The 24,164-nt window shown below is 48.7% G+C and carries 18 protein-coding genes; 4 read left to right on the top strand and 14 right to left on the bottom strand.

Features of this window, described 5'->3' with window-relative positions:
* Positions 1-40 precede the first annotated feature (40 nt).
* The 10 genes from MHH89_RS23915 to MHH89_RS23870 all read right to left on the bottom strand — a co-directional run bounded on the left by MHH89_RS23915 (position 41) and on the right by MHH89_RS23870 (position 14,685).
* The gene (locus tag MHH89_RS23915) at positions 41-1,651 is read right to left on the bottom strand and encodes an extracellular solute-binding protein (protein ID WP_076124659.1); all 1,611 of its coding nucleotides are present in this window, start codon (positions 1,649-1,651) and stop codon (positions 41-43) included.
* 377 nt (positions 1,652-2,028) lie between these two features.
* Positions 2,029-4,278, bottom strand: coding sequence for a helix-turn-helix domain-containing protein (locus tag MHH89_RS23910; RefSeq protein WP_076124660.1), 2,250 nt, complete (start codon positions 4,276-4,278; stop codon positions 2,029-2,031).
* Positions 4,279-4,559: 281 nt separating this feature from the next.
* Positions 4,560-5,456: a myo-inosose-2 dehydratase gene (gene iolE, locus MHH89_RS23905; protein WP_076282352.1), complete on the bottom strand. Its 897-nt coding sequence runs from the start codon at positions 5,454-5,456 to the stop codon at positions 4,560-4,562.
* A 39-nt stretch (positions 5,457-5,495) separates the two neighbouring features.
* Positions 5,496-7,460 (bottom strand): 3D-(3,5/4)-trihydroxycyclohexane-1,2-dione acylhydrolase (decyclizing), encoded by a 1,965-nt coding sequence (iolD, locus tag MHH89_RS23900; RefSeq protein ID WP_076282353.1) that lies wholly within the window; start codon positions 7,458-7,460, stop codon positions 5,496-5,498.
* Between the two features lie 26 nt (positions 7,461-7,486).
* On the bottom strand, positions 7,487-8,947 hold the full coding sequence (locus MHH89_RS23895) for a CoA-acylating methylmalonate-semialdehyde dehydrogenase (protein WP_076282354.1): 1,461 nt from the start codon (positions 8,945-8,947) through the stop codon (positions 7,487-7,489).
* 110 nt (positions 8,948-9,057) lie between these two features.
* Positions 9,058-10,068, bottom strand: coding sequence for a 5-dehydro-2-deoxygluconokinase (iolC, locus tag MHH89_RS23890; RefSeq protein ID WP_076124667.1), 1,011 nt, complete (start codon positions 10,066-10,068; stop codon positions 9,058-9,060).
* A gap of 262 nt (positions 10,069-10,330) precedes the next feature.
* Entirely contained in the window at positions 10,331-11,341 is a 1,011-nt protein-coding gene (locus MHH89_RS23885; protein WP_076282355.1) for a LacI family DNA-binding transcriptional regulator, read from the bottom strand.
* Positions 11,342-11,522: 181 nt separating this feature from the next.
* Complete coding sequence (gene iolB / locus MHH89_RS23880) at positions 11,523-12,353, bottom strand: 5-deoxy-glucuronate isomerase (protein WP_076219003.1); 831 nt, start codon at positions 12,351-12,353, stop codon at positions 11,523-11,525.
* Positions 12,354-12,395: 42 nt separating this feature from the next.
* A complete protein-coding gene (gene iolG / locus MHH89_RS23875) occupies positions 12,396-13,442 on the bottom strand; it encodes an inositol 2-dehydrogenase (protein WP_341088317.1) in 1,047 nt (348 codons plus the stop codon).
* 127 nt (positions 13,443-13,569) lie between these two features.
* Positions 13,570-14,685, bottom strand: coding sequence for a glycoside hydrolase family 88/105 protein (locus tag MHH89_RS23870; RefSeq protein WP_076282357.1), 1,116 nt, complete (start codon positions 14,683-14,685; stop codon positions 13,570-13,572).
* 190 nt (positions 14,686-14,875) lie between these two features.
* Here MHH89_RS23870 and MHH89_RS23865 point away from each other — a divergent pair, with 190 nt between their 5' ends.
* Positions 14,876-15,787 carry a helix-turn-helix transcriptional regulator gene (locus MHH89_RS23865; protein WP_341088315.1) on the top strand — a complete coding sequence of 304 codons (912 nt, stop codon included), beginning with the start codon at positions 14,876-14,878 and terminating at the stop codon, positions 15,785-15,787.
* Between the two features lie 239 nt (positions 15,788-16,026).
* Complete coding sequence (locus MHH89_RS23860) at positions 16,027-16,278, top strand: hypothetical protein (RefSeq protein ID WP_341088313.1); 252 nt, start codon at positions 16,027-16,029, stop codon at positions 16,276-16,278.
* 358 nt (positions 16,279-16,636) lie between these two features.
* Here the strand turns inward: MHH89_RS23860 and MHH89_RS23855 are convergent, their stop codons facing one another.
* The 3 genes from MHH89_RS23855 to MHH89_RS23845 form a co-directional block, all read right to left on the bottom strand.
* Positions 16,637-17,881 carry an L-lactate MFS transporter gene (locus tag MHH89_RS23855; protein WP_076185694.1) on the bottom strand — a complete coding sequence of 415 codons (1,245 nt, stop codon included), beginning with the start codon at positions 17,879-17,881 and terminating at the stop codon, positions 16,637-16,639.
* A gap of 138 nt (positions 17,882-18,019) precedes the next feature.
* Positions 18,020-18,748, bottom strand: a complete 729-nt coding sequence (locus MHH89_RS23850; protein ID WP_076275969.1) for a LytR/AlgR family response regulator transcription factor — start codon at positions 18,746-18,748, stop codon at positions 18,020-18,022.
* Positions 18,745-20,349, bottom strand: coding sequence for a sensor histidine kinase (locus MHH89_RS23845; protein ID WP_341088823.1), 1,605 nt, complete (start codon positions 20,347-20,349; stop codon positions 18,745-18,747). The genes MHH89_RS23850 and MHH89_RS23845 overlap by 4 nt, the downstream gene beginning before the upstream one ends.
* Positions 20,350-20,610: 261 nt before the next feature.
* Here MHH89_RS23845 and MHH89_RS23840 point away from each other — a divergent pair, with 261 nt between their 5' ends.
* Positions 20,611-21,126, top strand: a complete 516-nt coding sequence (locus MHH89_RS23840; protein ID WP_076124758.1) for a nucleotidyltransferase family protein — start codon at positions 20,611-20,613, stop codon at positions 21,124-21,126.
* Positions 21,127-21,201: 75 nt separating this feature from the next.
* Here MHH89_RS23840 and MHH89_RS23835 read toward each other — a convergent pair whose 3' ends face one another.
* Positions 21,202-22,716, bottom strand: a complete 1,515-nt coding sequence (locus tag MHH89_RS23835; protein ID WP_076307959.1) for a methyl-accepting chemotaxis protein — start codon at positions 22,714-22,716, stop codon at positions 21,202-21,204.
* A gap of 234 nt (positions 22,717-22,950) precedes the next feature.
* Here MHH89_RS23835 and MHH89_RS23830 point away from each other — a divergent pair, with 234 nt between their 5' ends.
* Positions 22,951-24,045 (top strand): GGDEF domain-containing protein, encoded by a 1,095-nt coding sequence (locus MHH89_RS23830; protein WP_076124680.1) that lies wholly within the window; start codon positions 22,951-22,953, stop codon positions 24,043-24,045.
* The last annotated feature ends 119 nt before the right edge of the window (positions 24,046-24,164 follow it).

Raw genomic sequence — 24,164 nt, 5'->3', positions numbered from 1 at the left:
GCGCAGCACCATCTCCCCCCGGTTTTCACTATATATTTGTTTATTGAGCCGAAAGTTCCTTAAACGACTTCTCCAGTTCCTCTTTCAGCTTGGTTCCGCCCAAAGTCATGTAATCTTTCATTTCCTGCTCGTAAACCGCTTCAAACTGCTCTGGTTTGGCCATTGCCGTCTTTACAATAATTACGTTGAGCTTATCTTTGAGCGTTGTGCCATATTGCGATTCCGCTTCTATCGGCTTGCCGAAGACGAGCGGCCCCACCGTGTCAGCGTTGGCGATAGCGATAGATTGAGTCAGCATCTCCCGGTTACGTTCCGGAAAGCCCAGCGCCCATGCTTTTTCATTAGTGGCCTGATCACCGATGTTTTTGCCGTTGGAGATAATGGCCATGTCGCCAGCATTAAATAGACGATCGGCGAACTCCTGGGAAACATCTGTTTTGGCCACTGGAATACCGTCTACCAGGTCGTAGTTTTCACCTTCAACGCCATTTTGGATATCAATCAGATTATTATCCGAAGCCATCCAATCGAGATACTTAACGGCTTCCACGGCGCGTTTACTACTCTTCGGAATCATGATGTACATGCCGTTGGAGGCATACCGGGATTTAATGTGCTTGTTATCAACGTTGGCGTTGGTTAAGACGTCTACCGGCAGCACCTTGCTTCCCTCTACATTTTTGTAGAGATTATCCAGGGTACCATCGGCATAGAACAAGACATCCACATCCTCCGACCAGTAGCCTACATTGCCGTTCTGGATATCCTTGGCCAACTGTGTTTTATCCTCGTCCAGACTGAAGTCCTTACTGATCATCCCTTCATTGTAGAGCTTATTAAGAAATTGCAGGGCATCCTTAAAGCCCTCATGCAGCGGCAGCTCATAACGTTGGCTGTAGGTCAGATCGCCGCTGATCGGCTTCATGAAAGAGAAAATCAACGTCTCGAATTGGGCTGGTGCCAGTGCCATGCCCATCGGGATGTTTTTGCTGCCGAGATTGCCCGGATCCTTTTCTTTAAACGCTTTCAAAGTAGTGTACAGCTCATCGGTCGTCGTTGGCACAGGCAGTCCTAATTTATCTAACCAATCCTGACGGATGTAGGAGCTATAACGGCCTGTGATCGCCCGTTTACCAGGGATCGCATACTGCTGACCTTCAAGCTGGCCGAACGCCAGCGTATCCTCGCCAATAAACTTTTTCAGATTCGGGCCATATTCATCGAGAATTTCTCCGACATCAGTCAAGCCACCTTGCTGGGCATACCGATAAAACACACTGGAATCATACGTAAATACGATATCGGGCACATCCGTATTGCTCGCCATCAAAACATTCAGCTTGGTAACTTCCTCAGAACGCTGGATAGGTACAAATTCTACATCAATGTTATTCGGATCTCCGAACTTTTCCTGCACTAGTTTAGTTAAGTAGTTATTGGTAATGGTATGAGGGGCTGGGCTGTTGCCGCGGTCAAACACTTCCACCTTTAATGTAACGCGCTTGGCACTTTCGCCGGCTGGGGCACCCTCGGATGCTGTGTTGTTTTTAGAATCATTGGAACAGCCTGCTAGCAGAGAAACGCCCATTATTGCGGTTAATCCGATCCCGATTGCTTTCTTCAGAACTCCTTGATGTACGTTCACTGTCATTTTTCCATCCCCTTCGCCCTTGCAGGCTTTAATGGTGTATTTATGATCCCCTAGCCTTAACTCTATCCATCCCCAGCGGAATCCATATCACGTGATGCTTTTTACTGCCGTGCTACTGGGTCGCTTGTTGTTCTGGATGCCCACAGTATTTCATGAATTCCGGCAGTCTGACAATAAACCTCTTTCGGATGCTCATATCCCAGCAAAATCGGACTTCCGGTTTATCCATACAACCATTTTCGTAGAATAAACCGCTTTCAAAAGTGTGAAAATAAAGACCGCATCGGTGTTCGCGCCCTCATCATAGAGGTTGGCGTGCACAGATGCGGTTATAAAAACTATTGTTCACGTGCTATTGGATTAATAAAGTCGGCAGCCTATAGTCTGGAGGTCCCGCGCCCGCGCTTTAAAGAACGGTAGTCACCCGGCGTGATTCCTAATACTCGTTTGAATACCCTGCCGAATGTAATTGCATTCGCATACCCCACCTGAAGTGCGATATCCTGCAGCGAACATTCCGTTTCCACTAAAAGCTTTTCGGCTTCCTTCATGCGTAGCTCTGTAAGAAAATCAACAAATTTCATTTTAAATTCTGTTTTAAATAGATAGCTGGCATATTTGCCGGATACCTGAAACCGGTCGCTCAAATGCTTTAGGGAAAGATCGGGATTTGTAAAATTCTCTTCAATATAATTCTTCATCTCGGTTACCATCGCCCGGTAGCTTTTAGTTTCACTGACAGAAACATAAGTGCGGAATAAATCAGTCAAATACTCAAACAAAATCCCCTTCATTTCATCTATGGATTCTGCCTCTTCCAGCCGCTTCAGCTGCTTCTCCGCATTTTCTGCTGACAGCTCATCCTGCAGCTGCTCAGACATGACAGCCACTTCCCGGCTCAGCATCTGTAACATGGCCTGAATTAGAGAGCGAATATCATCATCTTGTAAATAATCCTGTTTAAAACCATCAAAAACACCTTCCAGCAGTTCACGCCATTGGCCGCTCGACATCCGGAACTGCTTAACAAACTCGGCAATCATTTGTAGATACTTGAATGTCTCAAGAAGCGGCTGGCGCGTTTCTCCAAATTCCGTTAAAGCGATGTCTTCATGCATTAAAAGCTTGTGCTGCATCACATTCTCCGCTGCCGCATAGGAATCCCGGATCTCCCCTGGCCCAGCCGCCACTGGCCCGATAGCGAAGCTTAAGGAGAGGCGCAAATTCTGCTCCACCCAGGTGCGGCAGTCCTCAGCGAATACACGGATTTTCTCTGCCATCTCTTCATCACTTCCTGTGGTCAGGAAGAGAATTGCCGCCCGGTCAGTCCCTATCCACTCCGCCCAAGCTTGCAATTCCGCACTCCGCGCCAATTCTTGAAAGACATTCATCAGGGCAAATTTAAGCGTGTTCTGATCGCCCCTTGTATACCGATCTTGAAAAACCTTGTCGTAGCGGTTGATTTCGCTTAGCACAACCATAAAGCGGGTTGTGGAATGAGCTCCGGAGAGCGGCGACAGCTCTTCCATCCGCTGAACGACATTGTCCAACCGCTCGCTTTGCAAGAGATCGTTGAAAAGCTTGCTGCGCTGTAACAGCAAATTCTCTCTGCTTTTCTTATCATAATCCGTCATATGGTTGATTAGATCTTCCAGCACCCCGTCAATGAGCATCATTTCGTCCGGTCTGTCGCTGGATTGGTCCAGCTTGCGAATTTGATGACCTTCAATCCGGTTCATAATCACCTGAATTGGCTTATAGTTCCGCCGCGTAACATAGATCAGGTAAAAAATCGCGCACACAACCGTACCTAAGGCAATAGCTACCCAAAGGTAAGAAATCACTGACACCCAGCTGAATAGACTGCCCGTTTTGATCCCGCTGGTAAACGTCCAGCCAAGCCTTTCCATATATAAAGTGTTCAACTGCTTCCCATTCTTGGCACCTTCACTGTCCGAATGCGCCTGATAGACCACCTGTCCATCTGCGCCAAAGATGGTCAGAAAGGACAACTGTTCATTGACCATACCGTCGACGATCTGTTCCATTCCGCTCATTTTGAGATTAATTACGAGCACTCCCTCCGAGCCGAAGGGCAGCGGCATACCTTTATTTATGGTAAGCACACGTATAGACGTACGCTGAAATTCATCTTTGTATTCCCTAACAGGCTGCCAGCCTTCCGATAAAGAGCCGGAGGTGATGCGGCCAATCCAATCCTCGTCTACAAATCCTGAAAGGTCCTTTAATCCAGTTTCTGTTAAAACGCTTTCATTTCTCTTGTCATAAAGATAGATGGACTGAATATAGGGCGATTCACGCGTCAGGTTGCGTAGATTCTGGGCAACAGCGTAGACGGTCGCCATATCAATCTGGCCTTGATTGTTAAAATAACGTTTATAAGCATCGCTGCGTTCAGCAGCCTCCAGCACTGACAATTCAGCTTCCTTGATCGTTCGGTCCACATTATCCATAAGATAGCTGGCGGTGATACGGTCCGCTTTTTTGGTTTCCATTCGTGAAATATCATTAATAAATACAAAAGAGGCAAAAATCAGTATCGTCACAGTAAGCAAAAAAATAGGAAAATAGGACAGCAGCAATCGGCGATACCAGGAACGGAACAATAGATAACCCCCTCTGTACAACCGTTAGGATACCCGGCCACGGTTCAGCCGTTAATGCACGAGTAGTTCATAGATATTTGGCTGCACCATCATGGAAATGGAAACTCTTCCGCCTAATTTGCTGCCATTATAACACATACAACATGAGCCCGACCAACGAAGCCATTCGTATTTTACACCTGCTCATTAAAAAGGCGAGGTGCGCACAGCCATAGCCGTGAACCCCCGCATATAAATCTGTCCGAGCAGCCGCCAAGCACCAAGTGGTAGCCCTCCTCGGCCTATAAACCACTCAGATCTCTGATATAACGGCGCGCCTTGATCGCATATTCCAGCGGATCGGCAAGTGCCGGATCCTGCTCCGCTTCCACTACAAACCATCCCGTATAAGAGTAACTTGCCAATTCGCTGAAAATCTCCGCAAAGGATATACATCCATCGCCAGGTACGGTGAATGCGCCCGCTTTTACAGCCTGGAGAAAACTGAGCTGATCACGCAGCACACGCTGAACAACCTCCGGACGTATATCCTTTAAATGGACATGTTTAATCCGAGGTAAGTGGATGCGCAACACCTCTAAGGGATTCTCACCGGCAAAAGCTAGATGACCGGTATCGAACAGCAGAGACACCTCTTCCGGTTCCGTGAGCTCCATTAGCTTAGCAATTTCGGCCCCAGTCTGCACCCCTGTCCCCATATGATGATGGTATACAAGCTCCATACCTTTTTCAGCAGCCAGCCGGCCAAGCCCACCCAGTCCATCGGCAAGTGCGGCCCACTCCGCTTCTGTGAATACAGGTTTATTAGTAAACAGCGGCGTATCCATTTGTCCCTGAATACTCCGTCCTTGCTCTGAGACGACAATCACCTTCGCACCCATCTCATATAAAAAATCACGATGCGCGCAAAAAGCCTCCACTGTCTCCTCATATGGCCGCATAGTCAGATACGCGCTGAACCAAGCGCTGGCAATCTCAAGTCCACGAAGCTCAAGTGCCCGGCGCAGCCGTTCCGGAGAGCGTGGATACTTGTTGCCCACCTCGCTTCCCTGAAACCCGGCAAGCGCCATTTCGCTAATGCACTGTTCAAAGGTATTGTCTTTTCCCAGTTCAGGCATATCATCATTAGTCCAAGCGATAGGAGCAATCGCCAGCTTGACCGCATGTTCTTTGAACATCCTCGATTCTACCCCTTCCGTTTCACAGTATTACTAATACTAATAACTGCGGGCCTTTCCAAGCTGTTCAAGCTTCTGCTCGTAGGCAGCCCGAACGGCTTCACTGCCGGACACTTCTGGAACACCAACATTCCACCAGGCTCCGTAACCATGTGTCATTGTCTTGGGCAGCACCTTAATGTCAATTAGGGTGGAACGATCCTGCAGCTGAGCCTCCCTCAAAGCGTCACGCAGCTGCTCAGCCGTTGACGCACGAAAGGTCTTCACTCCATATCCCGCGGCACTTGCTGCATAATCTATGCCTATCAGTTCGCCGCTCAGCTGACCTTCCGGGCCCCGGTAGCGGAATTCAGTCGCCATGCTATCCAGTCCTTGCTCCATCTGCAGGTTGTTGATACAGCCGAACCCCATGTTATCCAGCAGAATGACGTTGATCTTCTTGTTCTCCTGAAGGCTCGTCACTAGTTCCGAATGCAGCATTTGATAGCTGCCATCGCCCACCAATGCATATACCTCCCGGTCCGGCTCCGCCAATTTCACACCGAGTGCACCGGAGATTTCATACCCCATACACGAAAAACCATATTCCATATGGTAAGTATCCGGCACAGTGGAATTCCACATCCGCTGCATGTCGCCCGGTAAGCTGCCTGCGGCTCCTATCACAATGGCGTCTTTCGGAAGATATTCATTGAGGATCCCTAGTACCTGTGTTTGCGCCAGCGAAGTGTTCAACTTCGCCGCATATTCAGATAGCTTCTCATCAAGATGTCCGGCAACTTCCGGCACGAAGGAAACTGAAGAACGATCTGGACGATCTGCCTCCTGATTCACCGTATACTCCACGTCAGATAGACGCTTTCTTTCCACTTCCCATGCCTTTTTTGCCACTACAATTTCATCTGTATAAGCGGTGCGGTAACCGCGCTTCTCCAACGTAGCAGACAGCGCCCTAAGACCTTCGGCAGCATCACAGACCACAGCCAGCGCATCCAGCTTGGAGGCATGGTAAAGGGAAGCGTTAATTGTCAGGAACTCCACCTCGGGATGGGCGAACAAACTCTTCGAACCTGTCGTGAAGTCCGTAAACCGGGTACCCACACCGATCACCAGATCCGCTTCTGCGGCCAACGTATTAGCACAGCCATTCCCGGTAACTCCTATGCCACCGAGATTGTAGGCACAGTCGCTTGCCACGGCGCTTTTTCCAGCTTGCGTCTCACCGAATGGGATGGCGAATTTCTCCGCAAACGCACGTAATTCCATTCCTGCATCCGCATACCGGACTCCACCCCCACAGACCAGCAGAGGTCGCTGTTTGCTGGCAATAAGATCAGCTGCCGCAGCAAGCTCATCCGGATGCGGAGTACGGGAAACGATCCGATGGATGCGCTTACGGAAGAACTCAAGTGGGTAGTCCCAGGCCTCCCCTTGCACATCCTGCGGCAGCGCAATCGTAACTGCCCCGGTATCTGCCTGATCAGTCAGCACACGCATCGCGTTCAGCAATGCCGTCATCAGCTGCTCTGGCCGATAAATCCGGTCCCAATATTTGCTCACCGCTTTGAAGGCATCGTTGACCGTTATCGACAGATTGTAGGTATGCTCCATTTGCTGAAGTACCGGATCCGGTTGACGGGTGGCAAAGGTATCGCCGGGGAGGAGCAGCACGGGAATCTGATTCGCCGTCGCAGTGGCAGCGGCTGTCAGCATATTAGCTGAACCCGGTCCTACCGAAGCGGTGCAGGCCATGATTCGCCGTCTGCGGCTCTGCTTGGCAAAGGCAGTCGCCGCATGCACCATTCCTTGCTCATTCCTCCCCTGATAGACCGTCATCTCACCCGGCGCTTCCTGAAGTGCCTGCCCCAGTCCAAGTACATTGCCATGGCCGAAAACGGTGAATATACCGTGTACAAAACGCTCGGGTCCATTGCCAAAGTCCACATATTGCTGGTTCAGAAATTTCACCAGCGCCTGCGCCGTCGTTAATCTAATCGTATCCACGTGAAACCTCCCTTTCGCCGTTTTTGTTACTGCCAGCGGGCAGTGACGACTTTTTTGCGTGTATAAAATTCAACCCCGTCGCTTCCATTCGCATGCAGATCGCCATAGAAGGAATCCTTCCAGCCGGAGAAAGGGAAAAAGGCCATCGGGGCTGGCACTCCAACATTGACACCCAACATGCCTGACTCGATATTTTCCCGGAAATAGCGCACTTTCCCGCCGTCATTCGTAAAAATACAAGCCCCGTTGGCAAAACGAGAGGTATTGGCAATTTCAATCGCCTCTTCTACATCCTTGACACGGATCACTGCCAGGACAGGCGCGAAAATTTCCTCCTGCCAGATTTTCATTTCCCGGGTCACTCCATCAAACAACGTTGGGCCGATAAAATAACCCTGTCCCTGCACCGCAGCATCCGCCCGGCCGTCTCTTAGCAACTTAGCGCCCTCGGCCATGCCTTGTTCAATATAAGCGACCGTTTTGTCTTTATGACTTTGGCGGATAACCGGCCCAAGAAACGTGTCGTCGTCCAAACCATTGCCGATGGTCATCTGCTCACATTCACGCAGGAGGATGGAGATCAGCTCATCAGCAACCTCTTCCTGCACCGTTACCACGGAGCAAGCCATACAGCGCTCTCCCGCCGAGCCGAAGGCTGCGTTGACAATCTGTGTTGCTGAAGCCTCAAGGTTCGCGTCTGCCAACACAATAGAATGATTTTTCGCCCCTGCCAACGCCTGAACCCGCTTCAAACACGCCGTTCCCTTCTTGTAGACATATTCGGCCACTGGCTGTGAGCCAACGAAGGAAATCGCCTTCACATCAGGATGCTCCAGCAGGCCGTTTACCACCTCATGCGCACCGTTAACCAGATTGAGCACACCTTTCGGAAGCCCGGCTTCCTCTAACAATTCGACCAAACGTGCTGCCAGCAGCGGTGTGCGTTCGGAGGGCTTCAGCACAAAGGTATTCCCACAGGCGATGGCCAACGGGAACATCCAGCAAGGCACCATCATTGGAAAATTAAACGGTGTGATCCCGCCGACTACACCGATGGGATAGCGATACATCCCAGACTCGATGCCTGTCGCGATGTCGGGCAACTGCCGGCCCATCATCAGCGTCGGCGCACCTGCCGCAAATTCCACACACTCAATGCCGCGCTGCACCTCTCCGTAGGCCTCTTTGAAGCTTTTTCCATTCTCCAGCGTGATCGTCCTCGCCAGTTCATCCCAATGGTCCACCAGCAGCTGCTGATATTTGAACAAGATCCGCGCTCTGCGCGGTACCGGTGTCTTGGACCAGCCTGCAAAAGCCGCCTTTGCCGCAGCCACCGCCCGATCAACATCGACTCTGCTGGACAGCGGAACCCTTGCCATCTCCTCTCCAGACGCTGGATTGTATACCGTTTCTGAGTGCTCCGTAGCCGCCTCTACCCACTGCCCGTCAATATAGTTGTTCAGCACTTGCACGGTTTGCTGTGCCATTCTACTCACTCCTTCATCTCTATTAATGCGATCCCGCGAATCTAATCTAATCTTGCATAGCTATTCGATCTGGGGTTGTTTGAGTTGTGTCCTCTCCAACCTCTGCCTACTTACTCTGCACCTGAAGTGATTTCCTCGTTAGACAATAAAAACGCTTCCAATTCGTCCAAGGTTGGCATGGCATCCGAACAGCTGTGGCGGGAGATGACAATGGATGCCGACGCGCTGCCGCGGCGCATGGCCTCACCGACGCTTTCTCCCCGCATTAGACTGTGAATGAAGGCTGAGGCGTAAGAATCTCCGGCTCCAAATGTCTTCAATACTTTAGCGGGAAAAATACCGCTCCGATGCTTCTGCCCATCCGCCGTGTAGGAGATTGAACCACTCCCGCCATGCTTGATAACGACCAGCTTTGCTTGGTGCGAGAACCAGCGGTTAACTGTTGCTTCGTCATCTGCATCTGTAACATTGTACAGGCTCTCCATCATATTAAATTCCTCACGGGTACCGATGATACAATCGCATTTCTCAGCTGCCAGATTATAATAGACCGCTGTTTCTGCGGCTGACTTCCAAGTATAGGGGCGATAATCCAGATCAAAAAATACAGTAACATTGTGCTTGCGGGCGAACTCCAAAGCGACAAACACAGCCTCACGGGACGGACTTTGTGCCAGTGCAGTACCTGAGATCAGCAGTGCCTTGGACTTCCGAATATACTCTTCCGAGATCTCCTCCGTACTCAGCAGCAAATCAGCCACATGATCCCGGTACATCAGAATGCTGCACTCCTGAGGACTCTTTATTTCAGTAAAAGCAAGCCCAGTCACTGCACCAGTCTGGTCAACGCGCACCTGGCTATCGTCAATGCCATTCCGTTGCAGATAAGTTCGGATAAAACGGCCCATCTGATCATCGGATATCTTACCGATAAAGCCAGTGCGCATCCCTAGCCGTGCTGCTCCAATTACGATATTGGCGGGAGAGCCGCCGACATATTTGGTAAACGTCAGTGTCTCTTCCATTGGTCTTCCGGTTTCATTAGCGTTCAAGTCAATACAGAGCCGACCGACAGCGATTAAATCCAGCGGTCGTGCAGGATCGAACTGTAAACCGTTCATTATGACGCCTCCTTGAGAAAACTTCAGTAAAATAGATTAATGAGATACAACAATCATCGGGGGATGGGTTAAGCGCTTAACCTAATTTCCATTAGTATAGTTTAGAAATTGGAGTTTGGCAATCCTGAACTTAAACGAATTTGGATCTGAACCCATGTATCAGAAAAAAACAAAGAAAAGACCTGTCCCTCGCCGCTAAGCGAAGTACAGGTCTTCAGATAGGAGTCGGCGTTCTTACTCCGTTTGTAGAGTTTGTGTCTTCCTAATGCGGTGCCGGTCCGGTGGAATGGCGGACTATCAGTTCCGGCATCAGCATGATCTTGCGCTTAGGACTATCGGGATTGTCGATAGATTCGTTCAGCAGAATCATCGCCTGTTCCGTCATCTCACGCAGAGGCTGAGCAATGCTGGTCAAGGTGGGATGGCAAATTTCAGCCAGCATTGTATTGTCAAAACCCACTACGGACAGATCACGGGGAATTGACAAGCCTGCGCTGCGCGCCTCCTTCAATATCCCAATCGCGAGCAGATCGTTGCAGGCGAATATGGCGGTCGGCCGGTCTTCCTGCGCCTGAGCCAGCATCGCGGCAGCCGCTTTGCGGCCGTTCTCCAGTGTGGCTGAGGTATGCGTGAGATTAGCCGGATTGCCAAAGCCAACACCCGCTGCCTTGAGCGCATCCATAAAGCCTTCCACGCGCAGCTTACTCCCCGGTAAATTGTCAGAGATAATGCCGAGCCTGCGATGGCCCAGGGACAACAGATATTCTGTCGCCTGATAGCCTCCCTTATAGTCATCCACCGTGACGCTGTTGCTCTCCATCATCCGGATATCAGCCGAAAATAACACAAGCGGTACGTGATCAGCCAGCAGGCGGCGGACCATATCTGGATTCCCTGTATGAGAAGCAATGATTATACCGTCCACCCGTTTACGCAGGAGCAGTGAGATATACCGGGCCGCCTTCTCATCATCCCGGTCAGTACTGCATACAATCAAGTCGCTTCCCTGCTCCTGAGCGTAATCCTCAATACCTCGGGCCGCCTCAGCAAAAAAAGGGTTGGAAATATCGGGAATCATCAGCCCAATCGTTCCCGTTCGGCGACTCGTCAGCGCAGAGGCCACCAGACTCGGCTGGTAATTCAGCTCCTCCATGATCCGATGAACCTTCTCCCGTGTCTTATCGCTAATTCTCCCGTTCTTGTTCAACACCTTGGACACCGTAGCGATGGAGACTCCCGCTTCCCGTGCCACATCATATATCGTAGGTTTCATCGTTAGTGAGCCCGCCTTTACGTTCGTACAATCCTATACCTAGATTATAAGGAACTCTTCTGACAGTGTCTATTCAGCGGTGCAAGAGACTCTCTTACTGTGGCGATCATTTGGTCAATACATCGACACAAAGAAGGAGCCTCCGCCTTGCGGAAGCCCCCTTTTCGTGCGTGCTGCTACACTATTTCTTCTTATCCTTCTGGTGTTGCTGCATCTCGAACAGCCATTCATGTTCCGGATCATTATGAAAAACCCATGTGCGGACCGGACCTGCCATCACATTGAGATAATAAGAATCATAACCCGGCGGAGCCGATACAGGATGATAGCCCTCCGGAACCAATACAATACTGCGGTCAGACACGGCCATCGTCTCATCAAGGCTGCGATCGTCATTATACACCCGCTGCACTACAAAACCATGAGCCGGGTTAACCCGGTGGTAGTATGTCTCTTCCAGGTAAGACTCAGCAGGTAGATTGTCACAGTCATGCTTGTGCGGAGGATAGCTGGACCAATTGCCGCCACCCGTACGTACTTCCACGACCAGCAGGCTCTCGGCTTCACTCTGCTCAGGCAAAATGTTGACCACTCGCCGTGACATACTGCCAGAACCGCGGGCTTCGGCCACAGTATCGCACGGAGCGATCAAACGCGGCGCATATTTGCCCGTTCCTGGTGCAAGGCAAACCGCAAGTTCCAGCTCCGTCAAGGCCGTAACTTCATAATGCCCTCCCGCCGGAATATACACCGCATACGGCGGCAAATCCTCAAATACAGACATACGTTCACCGATCCCGGCGAACAACTGGGCGCCTGCTCTCACATCCGCCTTGCCCGCCAGCAGCACCAGACAGATTTCATTCCCTTCCGCGCTGCGGCTCAGCGTATCCCCAACCTGCAGCTGGTACACTTCAAAACCTACATACTCCCATCCAGCGCTCTCCTTGCTAACTGCCGCTACAAGTCCATCTTTGCCGGGTGCTCCGGCTTTTATGATTAGATTGGACATCTTCACAGACCTCCCCCATCTTCCTTCAGCATCTGCATCCGCTTACAAAGCTTGTGTTGCCGATATTCCCTCTCCGGCACAAGAAGACAACTTGACCGGAAGCCCGGTAAGATAGGATTCCTTAGCGGCTTCGGCAATCCGTTCCGCCTGTTGCCCGTCAAGCCCGCTGCAAATGATAGGCTCCTGCAGGCGGATTGCCCGGGCAAATGCGGCAACCTCTTCCACGAAAGCCTGGTTATACCGCTCGAGAAAGAAATGAAGCGGCTGATCGCGTGTGACCGAAGCAGCGGTTGAAACTTCTACAGTTGTTGGACGGCAGTTATCGGCGGTGGCTGAGCCGCAGGAACCGAACACCTCCACGCGTTGATCATAACCATATACAGCCTTACGGCTGTTATCAATGACGCAGATTGCGCCACTGGCAAAGGTCAGCGTGATGACAGCTGTATCCACATCATCGCAGCGCCCAAACATCGGATCAACGAGATTGGCACCTCGGGTATAAACTTCTGTTACTTCCTCACCCATCAGATAACGGGCCATATCAAAATCGTGAATCGTCATATCCATAAACATCCCGCCGGAAGACCGCACATAAGCCTCACCCGGAGGCTGCGGATCACGTGATGTGATCTTCACAATATGTGGACTGCCTAGCTCTCCTGATTGAACCAGTTGCTTAAGTTTGCGGAAGCTAGGGTCCATTCGCCGGTTGAAGCCGACCTGTAGCAATACACCCTCATCCGCCACTATCTTCAGTGCCTGGTGGGTAAACTCTGACGACAGGCTGATCGGCTTTTCACAGAAAATATGTTTTCCAGCCCGGGCTGCTAGCTCAATCCAAGAGGCGTGGGTATCCGTAGGTGTGCAGATAAACACAGCCTCGATTTCAGGGTCATTCAGAATGTCTTGCCCATTCACAAATGCAGAGCCAAGATTCCGGCTCTCTGCCCAGACCAGCAATTCCTCACTTACCACAGCCTCCGCAATGGATTTCAACTTAAACGACGGCATCACACGCAGATTATCTGCATGAAGCCGGCCAATTCTGCCTGCCCCAATAATGCCAACTACGATCGGATTTACCATATTTGCTTATCCTCCTTTGAGGTAAGCGCTTAACCATCCCGAAAATAGTATACTCCAAGCACAAGTGAAGTTACAAGCAAATATTTCTCCAGCTTTTTTAACTCTCTCCTTAGCTATCTACTCCTCCTCAACAGTAATGTAACGCTTCACCTAGTGCGACTAAAACCATGGCCTGTCCGTAGGCCATAGGGGCAATAATGATTTCCTTATAATCTTCTTTTGCAGCACCAATCGGAGTGCCGCCGGATACACCAAGCACCGTGCCTTCATCGTCAATTCTGTCCAGCACCGCCCGGATCGCTTTCAGGGCATGATCTGCATACGATTCCGGCAACAACCCCCTGCGTACGCTATGCAAAATACCCGCTGCGATAGCTGCTGAGCCTGACGTTTCAGTATAACTGCTAGAGTCGTCCAGCAGCGTATGCCATAATCCGTCTCCGCTCTGGCAGGCTAATAAAGCTGTTGCCTGTGCGTTCAGGATCTGTTGAAGATATTCAAACACTCCACTGTCCAGATACGGCCCCATCAACTCCAGGTATTCAGGCAGGCCGAGTGTAAACCAGCTATTGCCCCGGCACCAGAAGGCTTCACTGAAATTATGCCGGCCGCCAAAATGCCAGCCATGAAAAAACAGCCCCGTCTTTTTATCATAAAGGTATTTGATATGCAGCAACAGTTGGTAAAGCGACGCTTGCCGCCATGCGGAATTATCGTATTTCACACCCATTTTTGCCGTGAACAAAATAGCCATAAATAACGTATCAATCCAGATTTCATTATCATTGAGCGTAACTTCATCCTCGCTCGCTCCTGTTGTGACATGCTGATAACCAGACTCCTCCGTCCGCGGCAGGCCATGCATCAACCACTGCACCCATTCCAGGCTTAATTCCTCCGCTTCCTTCAGTTCCATTAATGACAGCAACGGCGCTGTTGTATTGATATTCCGGCTCGGCAGTCCCTTGCCCAGTTGCTTGCTCATCCAAAGCTTGGCATATTCTTGATAACGCTCATCCTTGAAATGCTGCTCAAGCTTTTGAAGTCCGTAAAGCCCCACTCCCTGCGGCCAATCCCATTCCTCCATGCCAAAATCACGGGCAAAATACCCCCGTCGTCCCGCATCCTCCCCTAAATTTTGCAGTTCTACTTCGTTTTCCGGCCGCTCCAGCTTCAGCAGCTTATCCGTCACGCGGTTCAGCTTTTCAATGATCTCAACTTTACTAATCATGCTGTTGTTCATCTGTTTCCCGCCCCTTCGCCTGCTATTTTGGTTCTTCCCTCATGTTGGGTAGTTCCATTCACCCGTAATATATCAAACCATTCCATACAAAAACTACTTTATATTTGCTGTAATAACCCTCATATATTGCAAATCTTGCTTTTCTGAACCTATAATAAGTGCATATTACAGAATAAGGCGGTGAGAGCATTTGCTTGAAAGCGACTTACTGTACGAACAAGGGTATAGCGTACGTATCAACACGCCCGTTGATCCCCTTTTTTATTATTTTGATTATGACCAGCGTTCTCACGATATCAATATGGAGTTTCAGCATTTTCATGATTTTTACGAGATTCATATCTTAATGGATTCCCGAGCCACTCATATTATCGATGGGAATGTCTGCGCCCTCCAGCAGTATGACATCGTGCTCCTGCGTCCTTATCGGATGCATAAGACACAATATCCGGAAGGGCCGCCGTTTAAGCGGCTGATCATAAACTTCGCCATGCCCAAAGATATACCCGGTTTAGAGAACGCTTACAAAAGTATGTTTCTCTCATTTTGGGAAGAAATACCGATCTACCGTTTGCCAAAAGAGTTGCGCAAAGCCGTATTTGATCCTCTTAACGCTATCTTCACCTTATCACACAGCACTTCACCGTTAAATCCAGTACTGATTCACAGCCTTTTCCAACAGTTCCTCTGTGCTTTATACCAGCATAGAGACCAGAACAGCTATGTCCCAGAGGAGATCGGAAATGCCATTATGCAAAAAATCTACTCGATCACCGCATACATCCATAGCCATTACAACAGCGAGTTGTCCCTTGATTTCCTCGCTAAAGAGTTCTTTATCAGCTCCTATTATTTATCACACCAATTTAAGTTAATTACCGGCTCCACGCTGACAGAATATATTCAGATGACCCGGGTCCGTAATGCCCAGCAATTGCTGATCTACACCCGCCTGAAGATTTCCGAGATCGCCGGGCAATCTGGATTCAACAGCTTCTCCCAGTTCAACCGCATATTCAATAAACTTAGCGGGATGTCCCCATCCGAGTTCCGCAAGAATCAGGTCATATCCAACACTGCTTCGACCACATTTTCCTATTGATGTACTTGCTTACCTAGTTACAAAAAATCCGCTGTACGTCCGACAAATCTATCTACCCTCTAAGTAACTATATTGAGCAGTAACAGAGGCAATGTTTAGACGCAAAAGAGAGCCGAAGGGAAAGGGATAGCAAAAGCGATGGTGCAAGCACACACATGTTGGTATAGATGCAGGTACTGGTATAGGTGCTCGTAGTGATGTAGGTACTGATGTAGGTACTGATGTAGGGGCTGGTGCTGGTGCTGGGGCTGGTGCTGGTGCTGGTGCTGGTGCTGGGGCTGGGGCTGGGGCTGGTGCTGGTGCTGGTGCTGGTGCTGGTGCTGGTGCTGGGGCTGGTGCTGGTGCTGGTGCTGGTGCTGGGGCTGGGGCTGGGGCTGGGGCTGGTGCTGGTGCTGGTGCTGGTGCTGGTGCTGGGGCTGGTGCTGGTGCTGGTGCTGGTGCTGGTGCTGGTGCTGGTGCTGGTGCTGGTGCTGGTGCTGGTGCAAGGGTAGTCACGTTTAACTGTATTTCATACAACTATTTTTTCACGCATCACGCCACCATTAGATATAGCTGTATTTGGTGCAACTATTTCCTTGGTTTTTTCGCCTCTAAGCAACATCTCGAGATTTTAGTTGTACAGAATACAACTAAAATCCGAAGATTCACTATTTCATACGGAATAGTTGCACAGAATGCAGTTACTTCTCAGATCCCAGCAAAACTCCTTCTCCCAATTGAAGATAATCCGCCCAAACAAGTCACAGCTCAGCAAGCCACAGCTCAGCAAGCCACCACAAATCAAAAAAACCAGGCAGCGATTCTCCACTAACGGGAGAATCACTGCCTGGTTCTAGCTTCAATTACATCTTAAGCCGTACGTTCCGTTGCTTTGAGACGCAGCGCTTTTTTCTCTTTCGACTTCGCCACTGGCGGTTTCAGAGAAACCGCGATGATGCAGGCCAGCAGGCACAAGAGGCCAAAGATAACAAAGGTTGGTTTAAATCCGCCTAGGAAGACGGCGATAAACGAACCGGAAAGGGCACCAATACCAAAACCTTGGTAAACGATTCCGTAGTTCTTACTGTGATTTTTCAGTCCGAAGAAGTCGCTGACAATGGCGGGGAACACCGTGATATTCCCGCCAAAGCAGAACGCAATGGCTGCTACACAAGTGAAGAAAAGTCCGAAATTCAGGGTCGCGTAGCTGAGGGTCAGCATAGCCGCCGCAGTTACAGCAAGCGATGCGCCTACCAGCTTCAAGCGACTCATTTTGTCAGATAAAGCACCCAGAATTAAACGTCCCGCTGTATTAAAGATCGCAATCATAGCCACCGCACTAGCTGCTGTCTGTACATCAAGTCCAGCCAGCTGCACGCCGATATCTTTTACAATACCGATCAAATACAGACCACACATACAAGCGGTGAAAAAGATGATAAATAGCAGATAAGCTTCTTTTGTCCGCAGCATTTCTTTGACCGTATAGTCTTTCGGTGAACTCATTACTGTAGCTGTCGTTGAACCCGCTGGTGCTGGGGCCGCTTGAACCGGAGCTTCTCTTACGAGCAAGGAACCGATTACAATCATGCCCATAACAATCAAACCCCAATACATAAATGTATTAGACACACCCACTGAGTCAATCAACCCGCCGTTAATATATTTAAAGATCAAACTCCCCGTTCCATAAGCACCAACGGACACGCCGGAGATTAAACCTTTATTATTCGGAAACCATTTAATTAAATTAGATAATGAAGTGATATAAGCTGTCCCATCCGCAAAACCAACGATCACCCCAACCAATAAATAGAACATGAAGAGTGAATTGGCTTGAGAGCTAAGAATCAATCCTAGTCCGAGCACAATCCCAGCAGTAGCAGTCAAACGGCGAAGCCCGAAACGATCCTGCAGCTTCCCTGCGAACAAAGTCGCGAAAGCGAGTGCAAAGCTCGTTATAGAAAAAGTAATCGAAACGGAGTTAAGCTCCCAGCCAAATTTTGTTACCAGATGCGCATTAAATAAACTCCATGTATAGATGGTACCTAGGCCCATTTGCATAATTACTGTACCTAATACGATTAGCCACCGTTTGGTGCTTTTGCTGTCCATTGTCGTAGTCATGGTCTTTTCCTTCTTTCTCTCTCGTTGTCTGCTACAAGAGCTTCTATCGCCTCTTTATTGTAGCTAAACCAGCCGATGTTGAGAGAAATCCGGCATGAGATGACGGAAATGAAGAATGAATTGCATTTATAAGCGCATAATCTGCCTGAATTCCTTTACCTTACTACGACTTACCGGCACTTCAAAACCTAAATCATGCAGGCGCAGCAAATACGTATTGTTGAACCACGGGATGATTTCCTTGATCTTGGACAGGTTAACAATATAGGAACGATGGCAGCGAAAAAAACGATCCTGCGGCAGCCGCTGAAAGAAATCGCTAATACTAAGTGCCATGCTGTATTCCTCACCTTTAGTCATCACACTTGTACTTTTTTCCTGCGCGGAGGCGTAATAAATATCGTCGGCATTCACTACGATAATCTTTTCATTTTTCCACAGATTAACCTTGTCACTGACCGGATTACGCTCTTCTTCCCCCTGTCGTCCACGGCTGGCAAACGCATTTTCCAGCTTGTGCAGCATGGCTTTGATGCGTACCTCGCTATAAGGCTTAAGAATATAGTCAAAAGCTTCAATCTCAAACGCCTCAGCGGCATGCTCCTTATACGCAGTGATGAACACTATGTAGGGTTTTACCGAGAATCTACTGATATTTTGTGCCAACAGCACCCCATCGATGGAAGGAATATTAATATCCAGAAAAATCACATCTACCGTATCACTCTGCAAAAATTTAAGCGCGTCCAGCCCATCTTCAAACTGTGCCGTTATATCGATCCCGCTGTGCGTCTCTATTAAATAAGCCAGCTCCTGTCTTGCCAGCTCTTCATCTTCTACGATGATCGCTCTCATTGGTCCTCCTTTTTAACATCAAAAAAGATGTTCGTCCCTTTATCCAATCTCTGAATGGTAAGTCCAGTCCCATAGATCAGCTTTACCCGTTGGTGTACATTAAACAGCCCGATTTTATTCTCCGGCATATCGCCAGTATAGACCTTCTCTATCGTTTCCTCGCTGATGCCAGCTCCGGTATCGCGAATGCCCACCCGTACGGTATCCCCGTGGTCTTTTACAGAAATCGTTACTGTTCCTGTCCCTCTTACCTTCAGTATGCCGTGTATAATCGCATTTTCTACAAGCGGCTGAATGATCAGACTCGGAATTCGAACCTGAACCTCATCAATATCATAAAGCACGTTAAGCCGGCTTCCAAAACGCGCCTTTTCGATCTCTACGTATTGCTGGACCTGCTGTAGCTCTCGTTTGATATCAATGAATTCATCGGTAAGCTCCAGATTGTATCTCATATAACCGGACAGATTCACAATCAGCTCGCGTGCCTTATCCGGATTAATTCGAATCGAGGACGCAATCGCATTCAGTGCATTGAACAAAAAATGCGGGTTAATGCTGGTCTGCAGTGCCTTCAGCTCCGCTTTGTTCGCCATTTCCTTAATGCCTTCCACCCGCGACACTTCCATCAAGGTAGAGATCATTTGTGACAGACCCACGGCCATAGCTTGAAGCGAATAGGTAATCTTGTGGGCTTTGGTGTAATAGATTTTGAGCGATCCCGTCACCTCACCCTTTTCCTTCAAAGGAATAATGATCAGCGACTTGATCTGCGGATTCACGTAATCACTATCATCGTTACGGATGGTAATTTCACCACTGGACAACGTTACTTTAGTTTCCTCACTGATAATATCGTTAGTTGTCTCATAATCCTCCTCACCCACGCCAACATAGGCACGAATAAACCGAGTATCCGTAATCGCTACAGCGTCTGCACCAATATCCTCTTTGATGATCTGGCAGATGGTGTGCAGCGACTCCTGATTAATATTGCGAAAATACGGCAAGGTCTTATTGGCAATATCAAGCGCCAGCTTGGACTGCTTAGCCGCGATCCGTTCCTTCTCACCTTCCACGCTCTGCACTAGCACAACAATCAGGCCGACACTAATCTGGCTCATAATCATCGGAAAAGCGATCTTGGACACGATATCCACACCCAGCGACATCGGCTGAGCCATCGCTAGAATGAGCAGCATCGTCAGTGCCTCACAGGCCATTCCCGCCAAAATCCCTGCTATCCAGCGACGTTCACCAGAGGTGTGGCGATAGATTATCCCAGACACTATGCCCGCGGTGATACTCGTAATCAGACAAGGAAGAGAGGTTACCCCTCCGATATCAATCAGAAAACGGTGAACCCCTGAGATGATGCCTGTTATAAGTCCAACCCATGGCCCGAACAAAATCCCGCCAGATACGATGGCGATAATTCTCACATTCACAAGCGAACCTTCCACATTAATCCCGCTATAAGTGCCGAAAATGGCAAATAAGCTGAAGATCATCGTTGCAATAGCAAGCTCTTGCGGAGCGTAACTCCCTTTTTGAAAAACCTCTTTAAACCGCGGCAGACGAGTCAATACAAACAGACACATCAGCAATAACGCAGCTCTTTCCAACAATTGCAGTAATATAGTAAACGTATATTGCACGGTCACCGCCTCCAAAGGTCTCGATGTCGATTCATTATAAAGATAGTTCATGCCTCTGTCCATTCAGCCTGTCCCTTTATACCTCTATTGAAACTCTTGTTGTATGATATTAACAGATTGGAAGCATGAATATTCGGAGGTGGCAGTTTGCACAAGATAGAACACGAGGCAGATATCATTCAGCTTGTACATAATGATCCCTGGATGATGGATATTTTAGAAAATGCCAGATCGCTACAGTTACCTGACTGGTGGGTTTGTGCTGGGTTTGTACGTTCAAAAATCTGGGATACCTTACATGGCTTTGAAGAGCGGACCCCTTTGCCAGATATTGATGTTATTTATTATGACGGCAGCAATCTTCATGAGGAAGTGGAAAAGCAATGGGAGGCAAAACTAAGAAATTTAAATCCCCATGTGCCATGGTCCGTTAAGAATGAAGCAAGAATGCATACCATTAACAACCTTGCGCCCTATACGTCATCTGTAGATGCCATCTCCAAGTTTCCGGAAACAGCTACAGCGCTTGGGCTTTCCTTAGATGAATACGGTAAAGTTATCCTAACCGCTCCGCATGGGATTGCAGATGTTATTAATGTAGTGTTACGGGCTACCCCTCATTTCAACAATAATCCGAACTTACTCCCTATTTATGAAAAACGAATTGCACAAAAAAACTGGCAGGCAACGTGGAAGCAATTGCAGGTCAGCGCTACCTAAAGCTAAGTTGTGTTAGCATCGGAATAAAAAAGACAGCAAGCCTCTGCTACAGAAGGGCTTGCTGCTGTTGTTTTATTACACCGCTAAATCAATACCAACCACGCCTACTACATCTCCCTGACGATTCCGGATTGCTCTAGATAATGTAATACAAGAACGTTTCGTAATCGCGGATACATAAGGTTTAGAGACATATTCACCTTCATTCATGGCCCCATTCCACCAATCACGCCGCTTAGCATTCAACAGGCCAGCCGCTGGCTCGGAGTAGATAAAGGTTCCATCCGTCCGATTGGACCAAATGGCTTGTACATCTGGAATTTTCTTAATGTAAGCGTTCAAAACACCTTGATGAACTTCAGTATCTGGAGCGTAAAGTTCTTCCTTGGCGGAAATTGTCTCCAAGAGACTCTGCATTTCCTGAAGCCGGGCTGCATATTGGCTCATCTCAATTTCCGCTCTGCCCGCAATGCTAGTAACCGATTGCTGCAAGGATTGCGACTCCGCTAACAGATTGGCGCTGACTTCGTTCAGCTGCCCAATCTGGTCCCGCTGCCGTGTCACCTGCTCAAGCGTAAGGTCTACATTGGCAATCGTCTCATTCACGATAGCCACCGCACCGCTCAGCTCCGTTGTCACTTCTACAATCAGCTTGCCCTGCTTCGCGGCAGCATCGATTGTTTCCGTCACGGCGCTGCCTACTTCATCTACTCTCGACGCGATATCATCGAGTCGAAGCTTCACCGTGCCGACCTCGTTCACCCCACGCTCCACTGAGACTTGCTCTTTCGTAACGGATTCCAGCACCTGCTGTACTCCATTATTAATGTCAAGCAAGATGCCTGAGGAGCGGTCTACCGAGCTCTTGCTTTGATCAGCCAGCTGCCGAATCCGGCTGGCCACTACTGCAAATCCGCGGCCCTGTTCACCGGCCCGGGCCGCTTCAATAGAAGCATTCAGCGCGAGCAACGAGGTCTCATTCACAATGGAGTTAATCAATGTATTAATCTCCTCTACCATCGCAATATGATTACTCAGGGCAGTAAACTTAGCTAACATGTCCCCACTCTGTGTTTGCAGATCCTTCATCACCACATCTGCAATGCTCAGGGAATCTACCATTGCTGTCATTCCTTGCCGAGCATATTGCATATTCGAGCCTAGTTTTTCCGTCAATTCTTCAATATGTGCTGTAACTGAGGCTACACCGCCCATCGTCTGATAGGCCCCTTCAATATTGGCTTTAGCTTCGTTGCTGCGAATCCTTAAATCCGTTTCATACGCGTGTGAATAATCTGCTGTCTGCTGCAGCTGCTCTGTATGGCGACTGATTTCTTCAAGCGCACCATGCAGCCGATCCGAGGTAACTACAATCTCATTGCCAAGAAGCTCCACTTTGTTCTGTGAATCCTTCAGCAGCGCTTCTTTGCGATAACCGTAGCGGGATGTATTCAGCGAGAACCATCCTAGAGAACCCATAAGCAGAATAATCACCAGCTTATGCATCCAGAGCATATCAATCAATAAGCTGTACACACTGACAAGAAGCAACAGGACGACTACGAAAATCTGGTTTCGACGGATCTGCATCTTTACTTCCACTCCACTCGATTGATGTTATGTATTCTAACATTATATCAGCAGAGTTAATTAAAGGAAATACTTTCTATAGTATTCCTTTTCGATCAATCATTCCCCGGGCCAGGCAATCTCCCCTTATAAAGATGCTTGTTGATCTCCCGCTTCCAAGAAAGCCATCAAGAGGAAACCTGAGCTTATTGTCGAATATATAAGCATATTGCCACTGGAAAAGAGGATCACATTATGCGCGCCACACCTCAAACTCCTCGTCAGACCTATTGGAATCGTGTGCTTCTCAATTCATTCTGGATCATCCTGATTGTGTATTTAAGTATTCAGTTCATTGTTTCTCTATCCTTATGGAGCCAGCGTCCGGAAACCCCAACCAGGAACGATTATATTGAGCACTCGTTGATTTCTGATTCCATCATAGTGAGTTTGATCATTATTCTAGAAGTAATCTATAGATGGAGGCCTCTGTGGGCCCAACTCGCCATTACGGTTGCAAGCCATCTATTTGCGGTTTTGATTATCGTCAATCTCAGCGATGAGTTGCATGTTAAATCATTAATTATGCTGTTCCCGCTACTAGTCTCGATGATCTATCTGAAGAGCAGTTATATGATAGCCACTTCTGCTATTTCTCTACTGTACACGATCATTTTATTCACCAAGACATCCATTCACGAGTACTTTCCGATCACCCAAACAATCATTATCGCTCTTATTTTTGCAGGCACTGCTTTGGCAGGTTTTGCAGTAATCGTTCGTGGACGTGATTTGATGCAATCCCTGCAGAACTCCGTCAAGTCAGAACAGGAATTACGCATTCAGAATATAATCATGGATCGTCTATCTAAGATAGATCCCCTGACTGATCTGTATAATCACAAGACTTTTCACGAATATTTGGGTTGGCTAATCGAGCATCAGCAGAGTAATCCATTCTCCATGCAGCTTGCCGTTATGGATATCGATAATTTCAAAAAAGTAAATGATTGCTATGGACACTCCGTTGGAGATATCGTATTACAAAAAGTCGCAGCGATCCTGCTCGAGTATATCGGTCCTGATGATTTCGCCGCGCGGTACGGGGGCGAGGAATTCATTGTCATTCTGACAACCAAAACCTTTGAGCAATCCTATGAAATCATGCAACAAATTCTAGCCAAAGTCGCCGATACCCCTTTTGCCGAAATGGAAGGGAAAAGCATAACCGTCAGTATCGGGATGCATGATTACACAGGTGCAGACTCCAAAAATTCTACTTTTCAGCAGGCTGATGATGCACTTTACGAAGCTAAAAACACCGGGAAGAACAAAATTGTCATCAGCTAGTGACAAGCTCCACAGACACTGTTTATCTGTCGGAGCTTGTTTTCTTTTGCAAAGCCTTAATTTCAGAAGCATTTCATACCAAAAACCCCCACCTTGTGATGAGGGCTGTGTATCCACTG

It is taken from the genome of Paenibacillus sp. FSL H7-0323 (assembly GCF_038002725.1).
In the GTDB taxonomy this organism is placed as follows: Bacteria; Bacillota; Bacilli; order Paenibacillales; family Paenibacillaceae; genus Paenibacillus_AQ; species Paenibacillus_AQ odorifer.
The sequence above is the reverse complement of the archived record's forward strand: the minus strand, read 5'-3'. Positions and strand labels throughout refer to the sequence as shown.